Source organism: Psychrosphaera sp. B3R10 (assembly GCF_018861025.1).
In the GTDB taxonomy this organism is placed as follows: Bacteria; Pseudomonadota; Gammaproteobacteria; order Enterobacterales; family Alteromonadaceae; genus Psychrosphaera; species Psychrosphaera algicola.
Genome location: NZ_JAHKQH010000044.1, coordinates 58,722 through 76,598, shown reverse-complemented (window position 1 = coordinate 76,598; position 17,877 = coordinate 58,722). Strand labels below are relative to the sequence as shown.

The 17,877-nt window shown below is 40.6% G+C and carries 12 protein-coding genes; 3 read left to right on the top strand and 9 right to left on the bottom strand.

Annotated elements, in window-relative coordinates; genetic code table 11:
• Positions 1-46 precede the first annotated feature (46 nt).
• The 9 genes from KO525_RS17020 to katG form a co-directional block, all read right to left on the bottom strand.
• Positions 47-2,422 carry a beta-galactosidase gene (locus KO525_RS17020; protein ID WP_252736646.1) on the bottom strand — a complete coding sequence of 792 codons (2,376 nt, stop codon included), beginning with the start codon at positions 2,420-2,422 and terminating at the stop codon, positions 47-49.
• 117 nt (positions 2,423-2,539) lie between these two features.
• Positions 2,540-4,141 (bottom strand): LamG-like jellyroll fold domain-containing protein, encoded by a 1,602-nt coding sequence (locus KO525_RS17015; protein ID WP_215965036.1) that lies wholly within the window; start codon positions 4,139-4,141, stop codon positions 2,540-2,542.
• 3 nt (positions 4,142-4,144) lie between these two features.
• Complete coding sequence (locus tag KO525_RS17010; RefSeq protein ID WP_215965035.1) at positions 4,145-4,699, bottom strand: RNA polymerase sigma factor; 555 nt, start codon at positions 4,697-4,699, stop codon at positions 4,145-4,147.
• Positions 4,700-4,736: 37 nt separating this feature from the next.
• Positions 4,737-5,960: a lactonase family protein gene (locus KO525_RS17005; RefSeq protein ID WP_252736647.1), complete on the bottom strand. Its 1,224-nt coding sequence runs from the start codon at positions 5,958-5,960 to the stop codon at positions 4,737-4,739.
• A gap of 27 nt (positions 5,961-5,987) precedes the next feature.
• Entirely contained in the window at positions 5,988-8,273 is a 2,286-nt protein-coding gene (locus KO525_RS17000; protein ID WP_215965034.1) for an FAD-dependent oxidoreductase, read from the bottom strand.
• 30 nt (positions 8,274-8,303) lie between these two features.
• Positions 8,304-9,518 (bottom strand): glycoside hydrolase, encoded by a 1,215-nt coding sequence (locus KO525_RS16995; protein WP_252736648.1) that lies wholly within the window; start codon positions 9,516-9,518, stop codon positions 8,304-8,306.
• Between the two features lie 107 nt (positions 9,519-9,625).
• The gene (locus KO525_RS16990; protein ID WP_215965032.1) at positions 9,626-11,341 is read right to left on the bottom strand and encodes a sodium:solute symporter family protein; all 1,716 of its coding nucleotides are present in this window, start codon (positions 11,339-11,341) and stop codon (positions 9,626-9,628) included.
• A gap of 55 nt (positions 11,342-11,396) precedes the next feature.
• The gene (locus tag KO525_RS16985) at positions 11,397-12,689 is read right to left on the bottom strand and encodes a family 16 glycosylhydrolase (protein ID WP_252736649.1); all 1,293 of its coding nucleotides are present in this window, start codon (positions 12,687-12,689) and stop codon (positions 11,397-11,399) included.
• 536 nt (positions 12,690-13,225) lie between these two features.
• Positions 13,226-15,421, bottom strand: coding sequence for a catalase/peroxidase HPI (gene katG, locus KO525_RS16980; RefSeq protein WP_215965031.1), 2,196 nt, complete (start codon positions 15,419-15,421; stop codon positions 13,226-13,228).
• Positions 15,422-16,030: 609 nt separating this feature from the next.
• Between katG and KO525_RS16975 the strand changes: the two genes are divergently transcribed.
• The 3 genes from KO525_RS16975 to rimI all read left to right on the top strand — a co-directional run bounded on the left by KO525_RS16975 (position 16,031) and on the right by rimI (position 17,851).
• A complete protein-coding gene (locus KO525_RS16975; RefSeq protein ID WP_215965030.1) occupies positions 16,031-16,804 on the top strand; it encodes a hypothetical protein in 774 nt (257 codons plus the stop codon).
• 89 nt (positions 16,805-16,893) lie between these two features.
• Positions 16,894-17,397 (top strand): hypothetical protein, encoded by a 504-nt coding sequence (locus KO525_RS16970; RefSeq protein WP_215965029.1) that lies wholly within the window; start codon positions 16,894-16,896, stop codon positions 17,395-17,397.
• Position 17,398: 1 nt separating this feature from the next.
• Positions 17,399-17,851 carry a ribosomal protein S18-alanine N-acetyltransferase gene (rimI, locus tag KO525_RS16965; protein ID WP_215965028.1) on the top strand — a complete coding sequence of 151 codons (453 nt, stop codon included), beginning with the start codon at positions 17,399-17,401 and terminating at the stop codon, positions 17,849-17,851.
• The last annotated feature ends 26 nt before the right edge of the window (positions 17,852-17,877 follow it).

The window sequence follows — 17,877 nt, the reverse complement described above, 5'->3', positions numbered from 1 at the left end:
TTTTTTGAGGGCCTAAATCTAGATTTAGGCCGGGTCATTATGGGGTTTACTGCGGTTTGTTTAGGTAACGACGTTGATATAGGTTTTTATGTACGTCCTTGGCTGCGTCGACCAAATCGGGAAATGGTATATCCGTGATTGTTACAAATCCAACGTTATAGTTTTCACCGTCGTGGGCTCGTCCGGTTAAAGGCGCATCAATATATTGAAACCAATGTGCGCCTATGATGTAGGGATTATCAATCGCTGAGTTCATATAAGTTTTAAACATATCTGCCCGAACTTTTTGATTAGGCGCATGTATTATTCCTGGATTTGGGTGACCTACATCGGTAGAGCCAATGTGAAACTCGCCAATGATGACTGGTGCATCTAACGCTTCTAAGAAGCCCCATGTCATTTCATCTATACCTTCACGATAATAATTGTAACTCACGACATCGGCATATTTTTTAGCCGCATCTCTTGCTTCAGGTGCAGTGCCCCACGTTGTAAAACGCGCACCCATATACATGTGATTTGGCATTACTTCTTTTACAGCGGTTCTGACAACTTTAAAGTACTCATCTGCATAGGTTTGTAGCAACCAAGATACGTCATTAGTTAATGTCTTGTTGTAAGACGCGTCTTTTTTGTAATTAACCCCTTGGGCTAGTTCCTGCCAGGATTTTATATTTTTATCCCAGGCGATATTCAATGCAGAGATCTTTTTATATTTGTCTTTGAGCATTTTTACAAATACGGTTTTGGCCGGGCTTTCGTCCACCGATTTTGATAATGCATCAAAGACGATACCGTAGCGTCTAATAGCTGGTGCAGCGCCGCCCCAGCTCATTTCGTTATCGATAAAGACGCCAACACACCAAGGGCTATCATTTACTTCTTTTGCTATGACTTCGGTGGTTATTTTTGCTCTACGTACAAACTCAGGATCGAATGGATCAGGCATTTTACCCCAAATATCAAAACCAGAGCTTAGAGTTTTAAATTCACCAATAATCCATCCGTTGGCAAAATAGGGCATTTTAGTGTTGTCATAAAACATTGGGTCGGTCCAATTACCAAACGATGTAAATCCCCAATCGACCATACGGTCTAGCGTGATGTCGTGCCAATCTATTAAATAAGACTGTTCCGTTTTTTCACCATATCTACGCTCTAAATTGGCTTGATAAAAACTGTACACTTCCCCGTGTTCCATCGGGCCTTTGTGCGCTTTTCGACGATAGCCGTAATGATTTGCTAACTCATCGTCGTAGCTTGGAAACCATTCAAACATGTTATGACGTTGTTGATTGGCAACATAGCTTGTCTTTTGGGCGTTACGATAATTGCCACTAATACCCTGTGAATCTTCTGGCGTGACATCTAAGGGGTCAATAAAACGAACTGAGTCATCTTTATAATCAATGCCGGTGAAGGTCGATGTGTTCGACATTCTTGAATTGGCAATGCCTGATGAGAAATACAAATAACCCTCTGGGTCTATTAACGACCATTTATCACCGACTTTTTGAGTACGGAAAAATCCCGTGGCTTTGAATTTTTCACCTTCTTTCCAACCACCAAACTGACTTCGTCCAGGCCACCCTTCAGAGCGTTTTAATTGTGCTCGTTCTTCATCAGCTAGGCGTTTAAGTTCTTCTGTGGAAGAGACTTTGAGGTCAAAATCAATATCGGCGCGTTGACCAAACTTGTCTACGATGTGCGTAACATATTGCTTGTTTGGTGTGCCTGTCGCTTCAAAACGCAGATTATCAATGGTCACCTCCGTGGGATTGATTTGCGTTTCTGTATATATCTTGATTGCGTAGACCTGCGAAAAATCAATGATTTCTTTACTGCCTCTAATGGGCATTTTTCGGGCGGATGTTATAAACGAAGGCGGTGTATCCCGTAACCCTGTATCGTGATCTAATTCAAATCCTTCGAGCTCAAAATATAAGGTAACTGTTTCACCGGCGTCTATTGCAACTGTTCTACGTTGTGTTTTTTGAGTCATACCTGTGATGTTAGTTGATAACATCGTCGCGTATTTACCATTGTTGTAAACATCAACCATAAAGGCATTGTTGCCTAGCTCTGATGTTGACCACGGCAGGTCAGGTATTATGGTTATGCCGGAGCTGCTATGTTTTGTGGAAAATTTAATATTTAGCGCGTTATTGTTATGACTTAGCTCAACAAGCTCTGTTTTTGCGTCAAACGGTTTAATATAACTTGGCACCGTTGTGTTATTAAAGTCAGTAACAAGTATGTGCTTGGCTTGTGTTGTTTTTTTTCGGTCATCATCTAGGTTTTGAGAACCACACGCCACAAGTGCAAACAACATAAATGGCGCAATGATTGATATTCTAAAGTCTGGTTTTTTTACAAATATTATTTTTAGTATTTTTTCAGTAATAGTCGTAGGTTTATTCAAAATATATTCCTCATGAAAGCAATATATTAAGTTGTTGTCAGTCGATACAAATGACACATAAAACTAAAAATTAATCAAAAAAGTTCGCTGCAGAAATAAAGCAGCGACTGTCGCTAATTAATTCGCTGGGTTAAGCAATGTATTTTTTTCCATTAATTGTTGAATTTGTTGCTGTTCAAGTGCGGCTTCATAAACAAAAAGCTCATCTACACCACCTTTGAAAAAACCTTGTTTTAATGGCTCTATGCCTTTGCTGTGAGCAATGTTTCTGCCAATACTTAACGGACTGGATAATGGGTCTTGCAGTTGGGTATTGAGCTTGGCAATCGATTTTTGTTGGGTTTTTTCTAATTTTCCATCTACATATAACAATACGTGAGTGGAAATGTTGGAATTTTCACCGCCATAAACCACTACCGCAATATGGTGCCACTGGTCATCACGCAAGTCCGTTGTGCCAACGACTTGTGCTTTATAAGTACCAACGCGAAGACGACCTAAAGGACCATCAATCAACTCCGGATTTGGAGAAATTTGCCACGCAGCATAATTTGCATGTAATCCCCAACTAACGATGCCATACGCTTTGTTAGTTGAAAAATCTGAAGGCACTTTAAGCCAAAAAGCCACTGTACGAGGGTGATCGCTACCGATACCGGCAAAATCGGTTTCTAACCAATTTGTTTCGCCGTCAAAATATAATCCTTGACCAAAACGGCCGTTAATTTTTGCTGTTTTAGTATTTGATAGGGATTTATCTACCGCCAAATAATGTTTACCATTTACGCCTTTACCGGTAGAAGGAAAGCCCGCAGCGGAACCATTATCAAAACTCCAATGTAAAAAGTCAGGGTTTTGCATAGATTCACCTGGCAATACGCGCATAAAATCGGCTGATTCGCTTTTAATACTTGCCACTTCATGTTTTAAGTTGAAGGCTAAGGCTTGGTCTTTTTTTACCAGTTTGTAACGTTGTGACTTATTTGCACGCGCTTTCACTTCGCCGTTAATAACATGAACTTGCGATTCTCCATCTTTATTAACATCAACACCAAACTCAGTGCCTAAGTCGATAATTTCACTGCTAGGTGTATCGATACGAAAACCAATTGCATTTTTGGGAACCCGGGCAACAAGTTTTCCTTGATGAACAACAACTTGTTCTGAAGATTTTAAGTTAAGTTTAATTGGGGCTTCTAAAATTAATACAACGCCATTGTTTAAGGTGATCTCACTAAAACCCTGAGTCAGTTCTATGTCTCCGCGACCAAAGTAGTTACCCAATTTAAGCTCGGTATCTGAGACGGATGTTGCGGTTATTTTTGTGACTTGGGCAAAGTCGGCATGGTTGTTAATAAAACTGGAAATAAATAAGACACAGACAAAGCTCGCGATACTTGCTGCCATAACCCAAGGTTTATTAAACCAACTATTGGCAGCTTCTTGCTCAAATAACTTCCTACTGACTTGTTGCGTAATGGATGTTTGAGGGAGGGGATCAATGCGAGCAATCACTTCACGTGTAAAGTGGGACGATTGATATAATGAGTCAAATTCAGCGCTTAATAGTCTATCGTTGGCAACATATCGACTGACTTCTTTTAAAAGGTCGGGGTCTACTTTGCATGCGAGTAGAAGCAACTCATTGACATCTTCACCTGCTAGATAAGCGGCAATTAATTTTTCTTGTTCAATAGACAATGATTTTGAATCACTCATGTCTTATTCCTCAACCTTTTTCTCAACACAGTTTTTAATCTTCTGTTTTAAGCGGTACATACGCATGGTCATCGTTGAGTGTTTATCGTCATATTTTCGACAAAGTTCAGCTAACGAATGTCCTAAAATGTAATGTTCAGTTAAGAGTAGATTCATTTTATCATCAAGTTTCTTAAGACACTCTTTTAAATTGATCAATAATGGTGACTCATTCTCAGTCTCAAAATTATCCTCTATTTGTTTATTAATTAAGAGTTCTAGTTCGTTATTACCACCAACAGAAAGGGCTTTATGTTTACGTTGATGATTACGGAGTAAATTAATCGCAATACCTCGTAACCAAGCCCCTAAAGAACCATCGAGTCGAAAGTCATTTATCTTCTTGTAAGCTAACATGAAGGTTTCCTGTGCCAAATCTTCTGCTTCATGATAATTACTTAATCGCACTCGTAAACAGGCGCGCACAGACGACTCGTAGCGTTGCACTAAAACTGAATAGGCTTCAATTTCACCAGCTTTAGTGAGTTCAATAAGCTGCTGGTCGTCTTTTTCGTTCATCGTTTTTTATACTTCATTAGCATCGATAGTATCCACTTTAATTAAACGCTTGGATAAAAGAGGGGTTATTAATTACTGTGGATATTTCAGTTAATGTTAGCTGACCGGTTTCTGTATCTCTTTTGACTAAATTAATTTGATTAGCGTGTTGGTTTGCTACTAGTAAATAGCTTTGGTTAGAGGAAAAGTTAAAATCTCGCGGGTGTTCGCCCCCTGAGCTGACTTTATTAACAAATTTAAGCTGGCCATTCGCCTGAATAGCAAACCCATAAATCATGTTTTCTCCACGAGAGGCCGTGTATAAATATTTTCCGTCTTGAGTCACTCGTATTGCTGAAGCAATTGTATTTTTGGTATTAACATTCTCGTTGAATAACATGACCTTATCGACAAAGGTTAAGTTGCCGGTATTCTCGTTTTGCGTAAAAACGGTAATACTATTACTTAGTTCATTTAGGCTATAAACAGTGTTTTTAGTTGGATGAAACGCAAGATGCCTAGGACCGTCGCCCGGTGTGAGTTTAATTCTAAATTTGGGTTCAATCTTTGTTGCTAGGCTATCGAATACGATTATCTCATCGGTCCCTAAATCCGTTAAATACACGTAGCGGTTTTGGTTGCCCCAACCGGCGTAATGTAGATGTGCACTTTTTTGTCTTTTGGTTTTACTATGTCCATAGTTTTTGAAATGGCCAATTAAACTGGGCTGTGCAGAAGGGGATTTCAATGCGTAAAACGAACTTTCGCCACTGGTGTAATTTACGATGGCAAGCTGAGATTGGTCTTGATTCACGTTAACATGACAAATACCTTTACCTAAAACCTCTTGAGAATGCACCAGATAAAATTGTTTCTTGGCTTTTTGCCATTGGTACACTTGCAATAGTGGAGATTTATCAGCTGTTGTTGCAATACTGTAGAGTGTTTTTTGCTTTTGTTGCCAATTTAAATAACTCGGGTTCAAGGTGTTCGCTACGACTTTTTCATTTACTAATCGGTTTGTAGTTGAATTATAAGATACTAAAGAAATACCATCATCTGGATTTTTATTATAGCCACCGACGAGAAAGTAATCTTTGTCTGTCGTTTTTTCCATTAAATCAGTGCTTTCAATTAAATTAGAGCTTAGCAATTTACCTTCAGACAAAGATGGGGGGTGGCAACTTGCTAGTGATATCGCACAGGTGGCCATAATAAATGGTCGTATTATATTTTTGGCGACTTTATTTAAATTTCGAGCTATCCGTAAACCCTTGTTCATTAGTTATCTTCCTTTTTTGTTCTGGTATTAATTAATTTGAACTTCAAATAACGATGCCGGAACATCAGCAGATGGATGATCTATTTCAATAATTAATTGCTTTGTTGTTACAGGCATTGGCAATACAATTTTATTTACTGTTTGATAATTATCGGATACCTCGGCTAATAATGTGCCGTCGGCTAGTTTCAGTCGGTAACTTGTTACACAATAAGGCATTTGGTTTTCAGAATGCTCCATTAATACGGTTTCTAATGCATGGTCTGAGTCAGTATCAAAAAACAAAGTAACAGTTGAAATCGTGGTTTCTGATGGCCAAGTAAAACACAAGCTTGGCTGTTTGTCTTGCCAGTTAGCTACCCAGGCATTACTGCTTAACCAAGGTCTTAAATGGCCGTTAAGCACATTACTTACCGAAAATGAGTTAAGTGCTGGAGTGAATGTCAGTGCTAAGTTTTGTCCCTTGGGGCGGCGTTCGGGCGTCCAAAATTCGAATTCGTCGATACCGCTATTAACAGGCGCTGTTTGTTTACCATTGTTCGAAACTGCTTTATGAACCTTGTTAAATACTGGCATAGTGCCTGTCACTCGCTGAGTAGAGTTCGCAAGCTCAATGTCATCATTTGCTAAAAAACAAATGAAACCATATTGCTCAAGCGTGACTACATCAGAAAAATCAAAACTGAGTGATTGTTTTCCTTTTAGTACAGGGAGAATAATCGTTTTGAGAGTGACATCGGGGGTATAGTTTTCAGCTTTAGAACTCACTCTAAGTTGACAGGTAAGTTCAGTGGCTTGCTTGGCAATTAATTGAATAGTTACTTTTGGTGCAGGGCCGTTATTAAACGGTAATAATTGTGCGACAGATTGCGCTAACGAAACGGTTTCACCACTGTTTTCGTATCCACTCAATGCAAGTTCACTGCTAGCTTTAACGTCTGCCAAAGTGGCAAGATTGAGTGATTTGTCTAGTGCAATTCCAGGAATTCCATGACCAAATGAATTAAGTCGTTGCTGCAACGTTTGCATCTTGTCTGAGGTTAGAAGTGCTTTGGGTTGTAACGATAATTCGCTACACATTGCAGCGGCTTCACCTACGGCTTGTCCGCCATGCGCGCAAGTGATCATGACTCGTGTTGAACCAAAAGCCATGTGTGTCGCACTTATAATACGACCCGCAAGAAATAAGTTGTCGATATCACGGCTCACAAAACTACGATAGGGAATTTGGTAAACTCCTTTAGAATGAAATTGTGAGCACGCAGGGCGGTTACTATAAATTCCTTCTGCAGGGTGAATGTCTATGGCCCACCCGCCATAGGATACGGCGTCATCAAACTGGGTTTGCTCAACAATGTCCTGTTGCTTAAGCATGTACTTACCTTCGAAACGACGGCTTTCTCGTTTGCCCGGTACTGTGCCAACCCACTCTAATGTTAAGTCATCAACATCCTCAAACTTACCGCTATTTTTAATGTAATCCCAGATACCGTAAACAATTTTCCATAGTTCCCATTTTATCTCTTCTGTTTCATAAATTGTGTCGCGAATTCCACCAAATTCTATCCACCAGAATTTACAACCCGAATCAGTACCATGTATATCTTTACAGCGTGGGATAGCGCCGATTTCTTCCTGTGTATAAGCAAACGCCGGAGCTTTATAACTCACCGGTTTACCGGCTTTTTTGCTGTAAAAAAATAGAGTATGCCCAAGTAATTCGTTATTCGCTTCATCAGATGCCAGTTGTTCGTTAAACTCATCCTTAGATTCGGCGCCAATGCGGAATGCAGCACCAGCATTAAAGGCAACTAAACCGTCGCCAGTTGCGTCACAAAATAAGGGGGCTGCAATTACATAATGGGTTGAGTTTTGACTGCAAAAAGCTTCAATACTAGAAATAGTCGTGTCATCGGATTTATTAACTTGAAAAACAGCAGTATTGAGTAATAAGTTGATATTTTTTTCCGCCACGACTTTATCTAATAATAAAGCATCAAAAATGAGCGGGTTACCTTGAGAATTGACCTTCATGTTGTCTAACATTATTTCATCAATAACCCCGCCTTCACGCGACCAACGGTTATTGTTTCCCATATGTGACGTTGCGCCTAATGCCCACAGTCGGACTTCACTTGAGGCATTACCACCTAAAACGGGGCGGTCTTGAACAAGTATCACTTTGCGACCAGCACGGGCCGCGGTAATCGCCGCACATGTGCCTGCAAGTCCACCGCCTGCGATAACAAATTGGGTATTGAGTTCAATTGTTTTGTTTTTACGCGAAGCTGTACTGAAATTTTCTTTTATCATTAAATCTGTACTCTACTTTAATTTTCTTATCTAACTGCGGGCACTGCTTCGGGCAATGTTTTTAGCGGCAACCATGCGTTCATTACGTATTTCGTCGCTCAGTCCCTGGGCAAAAAAGACACTTGGGTCATGAATAACATCGGTATTATTAGCGACCTGAGAACGTGGCATTTTGTTCTGTAAATCACAGTCGAATCGACCTAAAAAGCTAAACTTTGTATCAACCGCTTTATGATCACAAAAATGCGACAACCCCCAAGTAAAGCCTTGGCCATCACCTTCACTGGTGAATATGTCAGGAATAAAAGGTCCTGCGCCAACAGGCATTAAGGAGGTGACGGCAGCAATATCAAAATTTACGCCATCTTCAGAGTATTGAATTGTATTGGCTTCAATGCCATTACGAATAGAAAAAGCGGCAATGCCTTTACCAAACCGAAATACGGTTGTTTCGTGGCCCGAATTTAATATCGGATTGAGGGGGTGCTTGGTAAATGGCCCAAGAGGATCATCCGCAATGGCTAACCCGTTACCGACTAAATAGTCAGGACGAACCCCTAACGCGGCTTTGTAATAAAGGTAAATTTGATTGTTGACGACCATAGGGTAAGGGCCGTGAATGGAATATTGATCCCAGTCTCCTTCAGGGCCATTTTCCACCACAATGTGATTGCAGGGGGTCCAAGGACCATCGGGGGAGTCGGCATAAGAAACCGTCACAGGACAGTTGTCGCCTTTGGTTCCACTAGCTTCTTCAAAGGCTTGATAATATAAGTAATATTTACCTTTCCAAACTAAAATGTCTGGTGTGCACACCGCGCGCCAACCTAAAGCCGGCTTTTTGGGACGTGGCACAGCAACACCTTGTTCTTGCCAGGTAAACCCGTCTTCACTCGTTGCATACCAAACTTCACTTAAGTCCCAGTCCATTGATGGAATTTCATCGGTGCATAAGTCCGCCCCGCGAGGCGGAGATATCGTATTTCGCTTGGTGTACCAAATATAATAACGGCCGTTTTCACAAATAATTTTGGATGGGTCACGACGAGAGATTTTGCCGTCTCGGTTACCATAATCAAAGCCTTCAATTTCGGTATATTTAAAGCTTGTGAATAACGGGTTGTCTTCCGGTCTCGGAGTCGGGTATTTGCTATAAAGTCGTTCCATAGCTTGACTCAAGTCTCGGTTTGGGCGCGTTGGCGGTAGATGCCAAGGGAACCCTTTAGTGTCATATTTATTCGTCATGTTCATTACTCATTTTATTCTTTACACGTTTTGTTTTTTACAAAAGCGGCGGTGTATTAATCGTTGAACATCAATGTATGTTGTCGCTACTGAACAAACACAGACCACTAGGAGCCTCTGTTAAATAAAGTGTCATTGTCATCTTTAGGGCTTGATTGGAGTGGTTTTGTTCGGCAAACAAAAAAGATCGCTAAACCTATAGCAAAAATAATTGCGCCCATGGTGGCCACGACTATTTGTCCTTTGTCGGCAATAAATGCAAGGGAAAGCATAATCGCCCCTATTGCTGTGATACCAAATCCAATTACTTTAATGCCCTTTGTATTGTCAGAATTATGTTGTTCATTAGAGACAAGTTCTGCGGCAACTGTTCTGGCAGCTGTTGCTTCTACATAGGCTTGATAAAGTGGTGCTTGTTGCTTTCGAGCTCGTAAAACAAGCTCAAAAACCGCCAATATAATTACAGGTAAACCAACGCCTAACATCATTTCTTGAGCACGGTCTAACGACACTGACAGAAATTCAGGACTGATGAACTTAAAGAAACCATTTACGGCTAATGACACAATTGTTGTCGTTAAAATACTAGCGCCTGTTTGGTAGCGTGAGAACAATAGCCAAATAGGCGGTAAAAATAATGCACCACCCGTTAAAGCCGCCATAGTCATTACTACTTCAACTACGCCGCCCATATAAGGTATTAATAAGGCAACAATAATGGTGATTATGCCCAACAAGCCCGTAGCTGTTCTTCCAACCTTTACCAGTGTTTTTTGAGATGCATTTGGTTTGAAGTGTTTAAAAACATCATTAGTAATAACACCGGCGGCAATATTTAGTGAGGTATTGATTGAGCTAGATGTGGCAAAAATCATCGCGCCAAGCATTAGACCCAACATTCCAATTGGTAGAACTTCTTTACTCATTAACAAATAAGCACCTTCGTTTTCGAAGCCGGCGAGTTCAGGATTTAGTGCACGGTAAATCATTGGGGCTATCATCCAAACTACTGGACTTATGAGATATAAGCCGCCAAATAACCAGCCAACTTTTTTTGCGTCTTTTGGTTTATCTACACTTGTAAATCGTTGAATATAAGCCCAGTTACCCGCAATAAAAAAGAGATTGTATAGACCAAAGGCAAAAATGAATCCCCATGAATATTCGCTATTAGTTAAGGCAAAAAATCCCTCAGGCGCTTTATCTACAAAGTTACCAAGTCCACCAATTTTATCTAATGAAAGTGGCACCACAATTAAGACAGCGGCGGTTAGTACCACAAACTGTAGAATGTCGGTGACGATTACCGCCCAAAGCCCGCCAATCGCTGTATACAGTAAAATTAAGATACCTAAAGCGATTATGGTATGTTCTATTGATAACCCAGTAGAGACCTCTACAATTTTGGCAACCGGATATAAAAATGCACCGGTAGAAAAGCTTGCGATGGCTAAAAAAATGTAGGTGTACACTTTTTGTACCTTAATGCCCAAGCGATCTTTAATAAACTCGGCGGCGGTTAATACTCTGGTTTTTTGCCATTTGGGCGCGATAAAAAAGCCGATAATTAAGCCTGCGATACACATGGTCCATTGGATAGTGACGGCCACCCAACCATGTTTATAGGCAATTGAGCCCCAAACGACGAACGTCCCCGCTGAGAAAAAGCTCATAAACAGTGATAAGCCACTCATCCACCAAGGTAGCGCGCCACCTGCTGAGAAGAAGCTTTTCATATTTTTTCCTGAGCTCGAAAAGCTTAAACCGCAACCCACTACTAACAAGGTAAACAGTAAAATCACACTAATATCGATAATATTCATTTCATAAGTCCTGTTATTATTCCTTTCGTCTCAAAGTTAAATTTGAGATTTGTCGTTAAGGTTTTTTTGTGTGATAGCGAACCCAGTCAATTGCCATACTTGTGCCGTCAATATCATCGCTTACAGGACCTGCAATTGCTGCTTTTAGTATGGCTAGACTGAACAACATGGTTGTTTCACTGAAGCACACCTCGTTACGCATGGTGTGGTATAACTTGCCGTCTAGGTAAAATTTGAAATAATCTTTATCCCAAGCTAACCCATAAGTATGATATTCCTCAGAAAAGTCGGCGACATTCGCAGCGTCGTAGTTAGCAATTTCAACCCATTTATTGCCATCGTAATAGTCAATTTGATAGTCAGTGATCAAGTTGCGATAAAAACCTTTTGAAGGACCAGATTCCTGTAACCAGCCATTTATAAACTGAATTGCGCCAATGCTTTTTTCCTGCTCCCAGCTCAACTCAATAAACTTATCACCGTGTTTTTCGGAGACCCAACGAGTGTCAATTCTGTCGTCTATGGCGAATTCTTCTTTGGATACAAGTCGTGAGTATATGCCGTTAGTTACTAACGAAACGTCTTCGGCCAACGCCAAATTGGTTACGGTTGTCATTTGTTTTTCGTCAAAAGCATTAGGGTAGCCACTTGAAGAAGGGGCAAAAACTCTGAATTCATTAATATGAATTGATGCTGGATTTTGAGAACGTAAACGTATTTTTTTTGTTTTGATCGTATTTCTTAAAGCGATTGTATGATCGGGCTGACCCATCAACGTGTGGTGTAATTGATTATCCGAATGCGTTACGCGGCCATTTGGCAGGGTATAAGTATCAGTCCAATTGTGAACATTTGTGTTCATAACGTTTGGGTAGTGACCTTCATTAATGTCAATTTCACAGGCTTTTTCGCCTTCAGCAACACCTTGTTTTGGCCAAAACCAAAATGAGTTATTGGTACCATAGGCTCCGGCGTATTTATAGCGGGCTTCATAATAGCCATAATGAAAAGCACGTTTGGACCAGATATTACCGGTTGTCCATTCTTGCCCACCGCGGTTTTCTTTTTTACTCATCAAATGCAAAACACCATCTTTTACGACGGCGTTATCTCGCCAACGACTGCTTAAAACCCAAGCATTCTCTGTAGGACCGTTTTGTGAAATCCAGTTTTGGTCTAACTGGCTATTAGGGTATTCAAATTCATCGCTCCACGCGAGTTGCCACTGAGTTAAATCAATCATCTCTGGAGTAGGAGTTGTCTTGTTAGTGGTTTCAGCGCTCGCTGACGCTACAGATAATAAGCTAAATAAAACGATGGAAGTCTGCAGCAATATGCACTTTTTCATTTTTATACCTTTAATTGACAGTTGATGACCAAAAATTTGAAGGCCATATTTGCGTTAATTAATAGGTATTGTTTTTGGAAAAATGAAGTGACACATATTTTATCGAAAATTTTAAAATTATTTCCGAGGACGTTAATTAGAGAGTTCTTTTTGGCAAGCATTGACGAGGAATTTGAACATTATCCATGTCATAAAATTTTCACTCGAAGCGCCAATAACATTAGATTTTTAAAATACTGGTCTGGAGGTACATATGTCAGAGCAAACGATTGGTTTTACTGTTTTAATTCCAAGTTTTGAAATTAGCATTCTCGGAACTTAATTTGCAATCGCTGTACTTGAAAATAGTGGCTTGGAAATTCAAGTGTTCACCGGTGAAGCTGATATGGCGTTAACACATTATTTTGTCGATAAAAGACATAGCCGTTTTATATTAATTATAAAACGGCTTTTTACTATATTTATAATAGTTTCTTTAATTGTTCTGATTGTATTTGCATTGCTTAATCAAAGCGATTATCCCTCGTGATTTTACGCTAAAGTAGATCAAATCGGTCCAGATTCATTACTTTGGTCCAGGCACTAACAAAGTCTTTTACAAACTTATCTTTAGCATCTTCACTCGCGTAGACTTCCGCAATGGCTCGTAATTCAGAATTAGAACCGATGGCCAAATCTACGCTAGTCGCGGTCCATTTTACATTATTTGATTTACGGTCTAGCCCTTCAAAGTGGAAGCGTTTATCCGCTTTTTGCCACTTGGTATCCATCGATAACAAATTAACTAGGTAATCATTGCTCAAAGCACCGACATTGTCTGTAAGAACCCCAAGGCTATTTGACTGATAGTTGACATTCATTACCCGTAAACCTGCTACTAACACAACCATTTCTGGGGCGGTAAGATTCAATAATTGGGCTTTGTCGAGCAAAACTTCTTCTGGTGAAATTGATGCGGTAGTCGAAACAAAGTTACGGAATCCATCCACTTTAGGTTCAAGTACAGCAAATGATTCGCTATCGGTTTGCTCTGCGGTAGCATCACTGCGACCTGGGGCAAATGGCACTGTTAGCTTTGTACCAGCGGCTTCTGCGGCTTGCTCTACCGAAAGGTTCCCAGCTAAAACAATTAGGTCGGCAATAGAGACTTGTTTACCTGAATGCTGGCCGTTAAATTCTGCTTGAATGGTATTTAACACCGTTAACACTTTTTGCAATTGAACAGGTTGATTTACTTGCCAATCTTTTTGTGGTGCTAAACGTATACGAGAACCATTGGCGCCACCACGTTTATCTGAATTACGATAAGTCGAGGCTGAAGACCACGCGGTATAAGCCATCTCAGTGCCTGATAAACCAGAATTTATTAAACGTTGTTTTAAGCTGTCAATATCAGCTTCGTTTATTAACTCACCTGGCGTGGCAGGTATTGGATCTTGCCAAATTAACTCTTCACTCGGTACGTCAGAACCTAAGTAGCATGACTTTGGTCCCATATCTCTGTGGGTAAGTTTAAACCATGCACGGGCAAATACGTCTGCAAATAACGCCGGGTCTTGATGGAAACGTTTTGAGATTGGACCGTAAATCGGATCCATTCTCAGCGCCATATCCGCCGTCGTCATTATCGTGGTGACTTTTTTAGAACTGTCATGTGCACTTGGGGCTAAATGCGCTTGATCAGGGTTTATCGGAACCCACTGCCAAGCACCGGCTGGGCTTTTTACTAAATCCCAGTCATAGCCAAATAGGACATCAAAATACCCCATATCCCACTGCGTTGGGTTTGCTGTCCATGCGCCTTCAATGCCACTTGTAATGGTGTCATCGCCGCTACCAGAACCATGAGTACTTATCCAACCAAGACCCATTTGTTCCAGCGGAGCGGCTTCTGGTTCTTTTCCAACATGTGCTGCATCGCCAGCGCCGTGGCATTTACCAAACGTATGACCGCCGGCAATAAGAGCAACTGTTTCTTCATCGTCCATTGCCATTCGAGCAAAGGTTTCTCTTATGTCTTTACCAGAAGCAATAGCACTTGGTTCGCCATTTGGCCCTTCTGGATTTACATAGATAAGCCCCATCTCAACCGCAGCTAAAGGGTTTTCCAAATCACGTTCACCGGTATATCGACCGTCAGTTAGCCATTCAGTTTCTGCTCCCCAGTAAATATCTTCTTCTGGATGCCACACATCTTGGCGACCACCACCAAAACCAAAGGTTTTAAGTCCCATCGATTCAATTGCGCAGTTGCCAGCCAAAATCATCAAGTCAGCCCATGAAATTTGCTTGCCGTACTTTTGTTTTATCGGCCACAATAAACGTCGTGCTTTATCAAGGTTACCATTGTCGGGCCAGCTATTGAGGGGGGCAAATCTTTGTGTGCCGGTAGAGGCTCCACCACGACCGTCGCCTGTACGGTATGTACCGGCACTATGCCAAGCCATACGAATGAAAAATGGTCCGTAGTGACCATAGTCAGCTGGCCACCAATCTTGAGAGTCGGTCATTAGAGCGACTAGATCTTGCTTGATTTGTGGTAAATCTAATTTTTTGAATGATTCTGCGTAGTCAAAACCTTCGTCCATTGGATCCGATTTGGTATCGTTTTGACGAAGGATTTTTATGTTTAATTGTTCTGGCCACCAATCCATATTTTTGGTGCCGTGATCGCCCATTTGAGTATTGCTACCATGAACAAAAGGACATTTGCCGTTTGAATTGTTATCCATATTCTTCCCCTTTTCGGGTTTATTAATTGTAGTGACATATCAACTGTAGTTGAAAGTTGTGTAATCTCTAATCACAAAAAGCGATTGAGCAAAGTACAAAAATAAATGGAACTTTGTTCGCCGCGCTTGTTTGAGTTTTTGCCATAACCTTTCTGTCTTTTTAAGGTGATGTTAAAAAGATAATTAACCCGTAATTCAAGGGGTTATGTCAGCTTTTAATCTTTTTCCTTGTTGTTTGACAACGTGGTTTGACAGGGCAAGAATAATATTAGGGAATTTCGATAATTAAGTATAATGAGCAAAATCAATAATTACGATTGATAAAATAGAACGTTCGACAATTGCTTAAATTCGTTGTTAAAACTGACATCCCGTATAAATTTAATACACATCTAGACTTTACTTAAGCACGATAGTTGGAAATTCCCCCATAGTAGAGTTACTTGATGAGGAGATAGGTTTAATCTTTATACGTGTACATACTTCCAGTTATTGTCTGTACAGGTTGGCGACATGTACAGTATCTACAGGGAACGACGATGACATGGATGTTAAACATAGTGGTTGGAAAGGGATTTCTAAGCACTTAATTTTGAAAAGGAAGTTGAAATGACCAGATTAAGCGCACCCGACGTAATTGCTTGCCCATATTGTGGTCAAAAACATGAACGAAGTCGCCTGGCTTCATTTAGTAATCTTTGGTCAGTCGAATATTCCGATGGTGGGTCGACATTTGCGCCTTACGACTGCGGCGTTGTCATTGGTCGTTGTACGGTATGTGACGTACTCATTCCAAATGTAGGTGGTTTAAAATCACTCGGTGAGGTCGTAACGATTAAACGGGTTTACCCTTCATTCTGGCGGAGTTTGTTTGGACTAGATTTGGTATTTGATGTTGAAAAACCATTTCAATTACCTGAGCTACCCTTACCTGAATTACCCGATTGGTTCGAGGCGGCGACAATAACAACAGCAAGTCTAATTCCTGTGCCACTGCAACGTCAGTGTCAACTCATTGCCATGCACAAATATAATCAATTGTTGGTGGCGAAACGGCGTTGGCAGCATCAAGATTTTATTTGGAAAGTCCAATATCGAGCTAAACACCAAGAAATCGAAAATCAAATATTGTTGCGATTTAATAGGCAAAGTAATAAGGCATCTAATTGTAACTTAGTGAAAGGTGGTGATGACTCATTTGAGTTTGACGCTATGGTGGCTGCTGATATTTATCGTAGAAGGGGGCTGTTTGATAGCGCTAAACGCTGTTTGGAAAAGGTAACCGACGATAGCTATCAATATCGTAAAACCTTATTAATGCAATGGATCCTCGATAAAAATAGACACTTGATGATAGTGCCAAATCAACGTCTTTGTGATTAGCGCAGGTATTTGTTTATTGAGCAAAACATATAAAGACTTTTTCATTGGTTTTTTGTACCATTTGATAATCGCAAAAAATGGTGTGTAACGTGTATTCAAACCTTCAGCAACAAGCATTAGCAGAACTCGGGATCCAAGTTTTAGATTTGCAATCAAATCACCAGGTGACTCAACAGCAAGACCCGGCTGAGCTGAAAGTCACATCGCTAAACCACGAAGCAAACAATACAAGTACACTACAACCGAATCGTGCTAACTCTTCGACAACGATATCCAGCAGTCGCCCATCGCTCTCAAGTTTATTAACAAAACCGAATACCCAACAAGCCGCTAAACCCACTATCGTTTATTTACCATGGGATAAGGTAGATAAAGAGTGGTTAACTGACTTACGGGTGTTGTTTCCTAATTTAGTTGTTGAGGCCGACAAGTTACAACTTAATGGGCAGTTAGCGTGGCGCTTAATATCGGAGCCAAATCAAGTCAGTTTTGAATTTCCGCAGTTAACAACATCCCCATTAGAGTCATTGTCAGCCCACAATAAAAAAGCCATATGGGCATTTTTATGCGACTACGTACAAGACCCTAAATAACATGAAACTCATTGAGTTAAATTTAAGTCACATTACCCAAATCGTCAGTGTTGAACAGCAAAGTCACCTGACACCTTGGAGTGAAAAAACCATTGAGGGAAGTTTTGGTTCTCGCAGTCACAATTTTGGTTTGTTTAAAAAAGCTAAACCGCTTGATGAACTCGTTGGTTATTGTTTTACTGACTTGGTCGCAGGTGAATTGAGTATTGAAAATATTTGTATTGCGAAACAACATCAAAATAAAGGTCATGGCGGCCAGTTATTAGGACAAGTATTAGAACAAGCTGTTGTCCTAAATGCAGACCAAGTTTTTTTGGAAGTCCGAGCTTCTAACCAAGCGGCGATTGCTTTGTATCATCGTTATGGTTTTGTCGAGTGCGGGCGAAGAAAGCAATATTATTCTATCCCTGATTCAAACCTCAAAGAAGATGCGATTATGATGTCGCTAAAGTGAGGTTAGCGAAATAATAAGGCTTTGCT

What these genes read in the sequence shown, in the direction of transcription:
- KO525_RS16985 (WP_252736649.1), bottom strand. Translation starts at nt 12,689, where the DNA reads ATGAAAAAGTGCATATTGCTGCAGACTTCCATCGTTTTATTTAGCTTA.
- KO525_RS17000 (WP_215965034.1), bottom strand. Translation starts at nt 8,273, where the DNA reads ATGATAAAAGAAAATTTCAGTACAGCTTCGCGTAAAAACAAAACAATT.
- KO525_RS17015 (WP_215965036.1), bottom strand. Translation starts at nt 4,141, where the DNA reads ATGAGTGATTCAAAATCATTGTCTATTGAACAAGAAAAATTAATTGCC.
- KO525_RS17005 (WP_252736647.1), bottom strand. Translation starts at nt 5,960, where the DNA reads ATGAACAAGGGTTTACGGATAGCTCGAAATTTAAATAAAGTCGCCAAA.
- KO525_RS16975 (WP_215965030.1), top strand. Translation starts at nt 16,031, where the DNA reads ATGACCAGATTAAGCGCACCCGACGTAATTGCTTGCCCATATTGTGGT.
- KO525_RS16990 (WP_215965032.1), bottom strand. Translation starts at nt 11,341, where the DNA reads ATGAATATTATCGATATTAGTGTGATTTTACTGTTTACCTTGTTAGTA.
- KO525_RS17010 (WP_215965035.1), bottom strand. Translation starts at nt 4,699, where the DNA reads ATGAACGAAAAAGACGACCAGCAGCTTATTGAACTCACTAAAGCTGGT.
- katG (WP_215965031.1), bottom strand. Translation starts at nt 15,421, where the DNA reads ATGGATAACAATTCAAACGGCAAATGTCCTTTTGTTCATGGTAGCAAT.
- rimI (WP_215965028.1), top strand. Translation starts at nt 17,399, where the DNA reads ATGAAACTCATTGAGTTAAATTTAAGTCACATTACCCAAATCGTCAGT.
- KO525_RS16995 (WP_252736648.1), bottom strand. Translation starts at nt 9,518, where the DNA reads ATGACGAATAAATATGACACTAAAGGGTTCCCTTGGCATCTACCGCCA.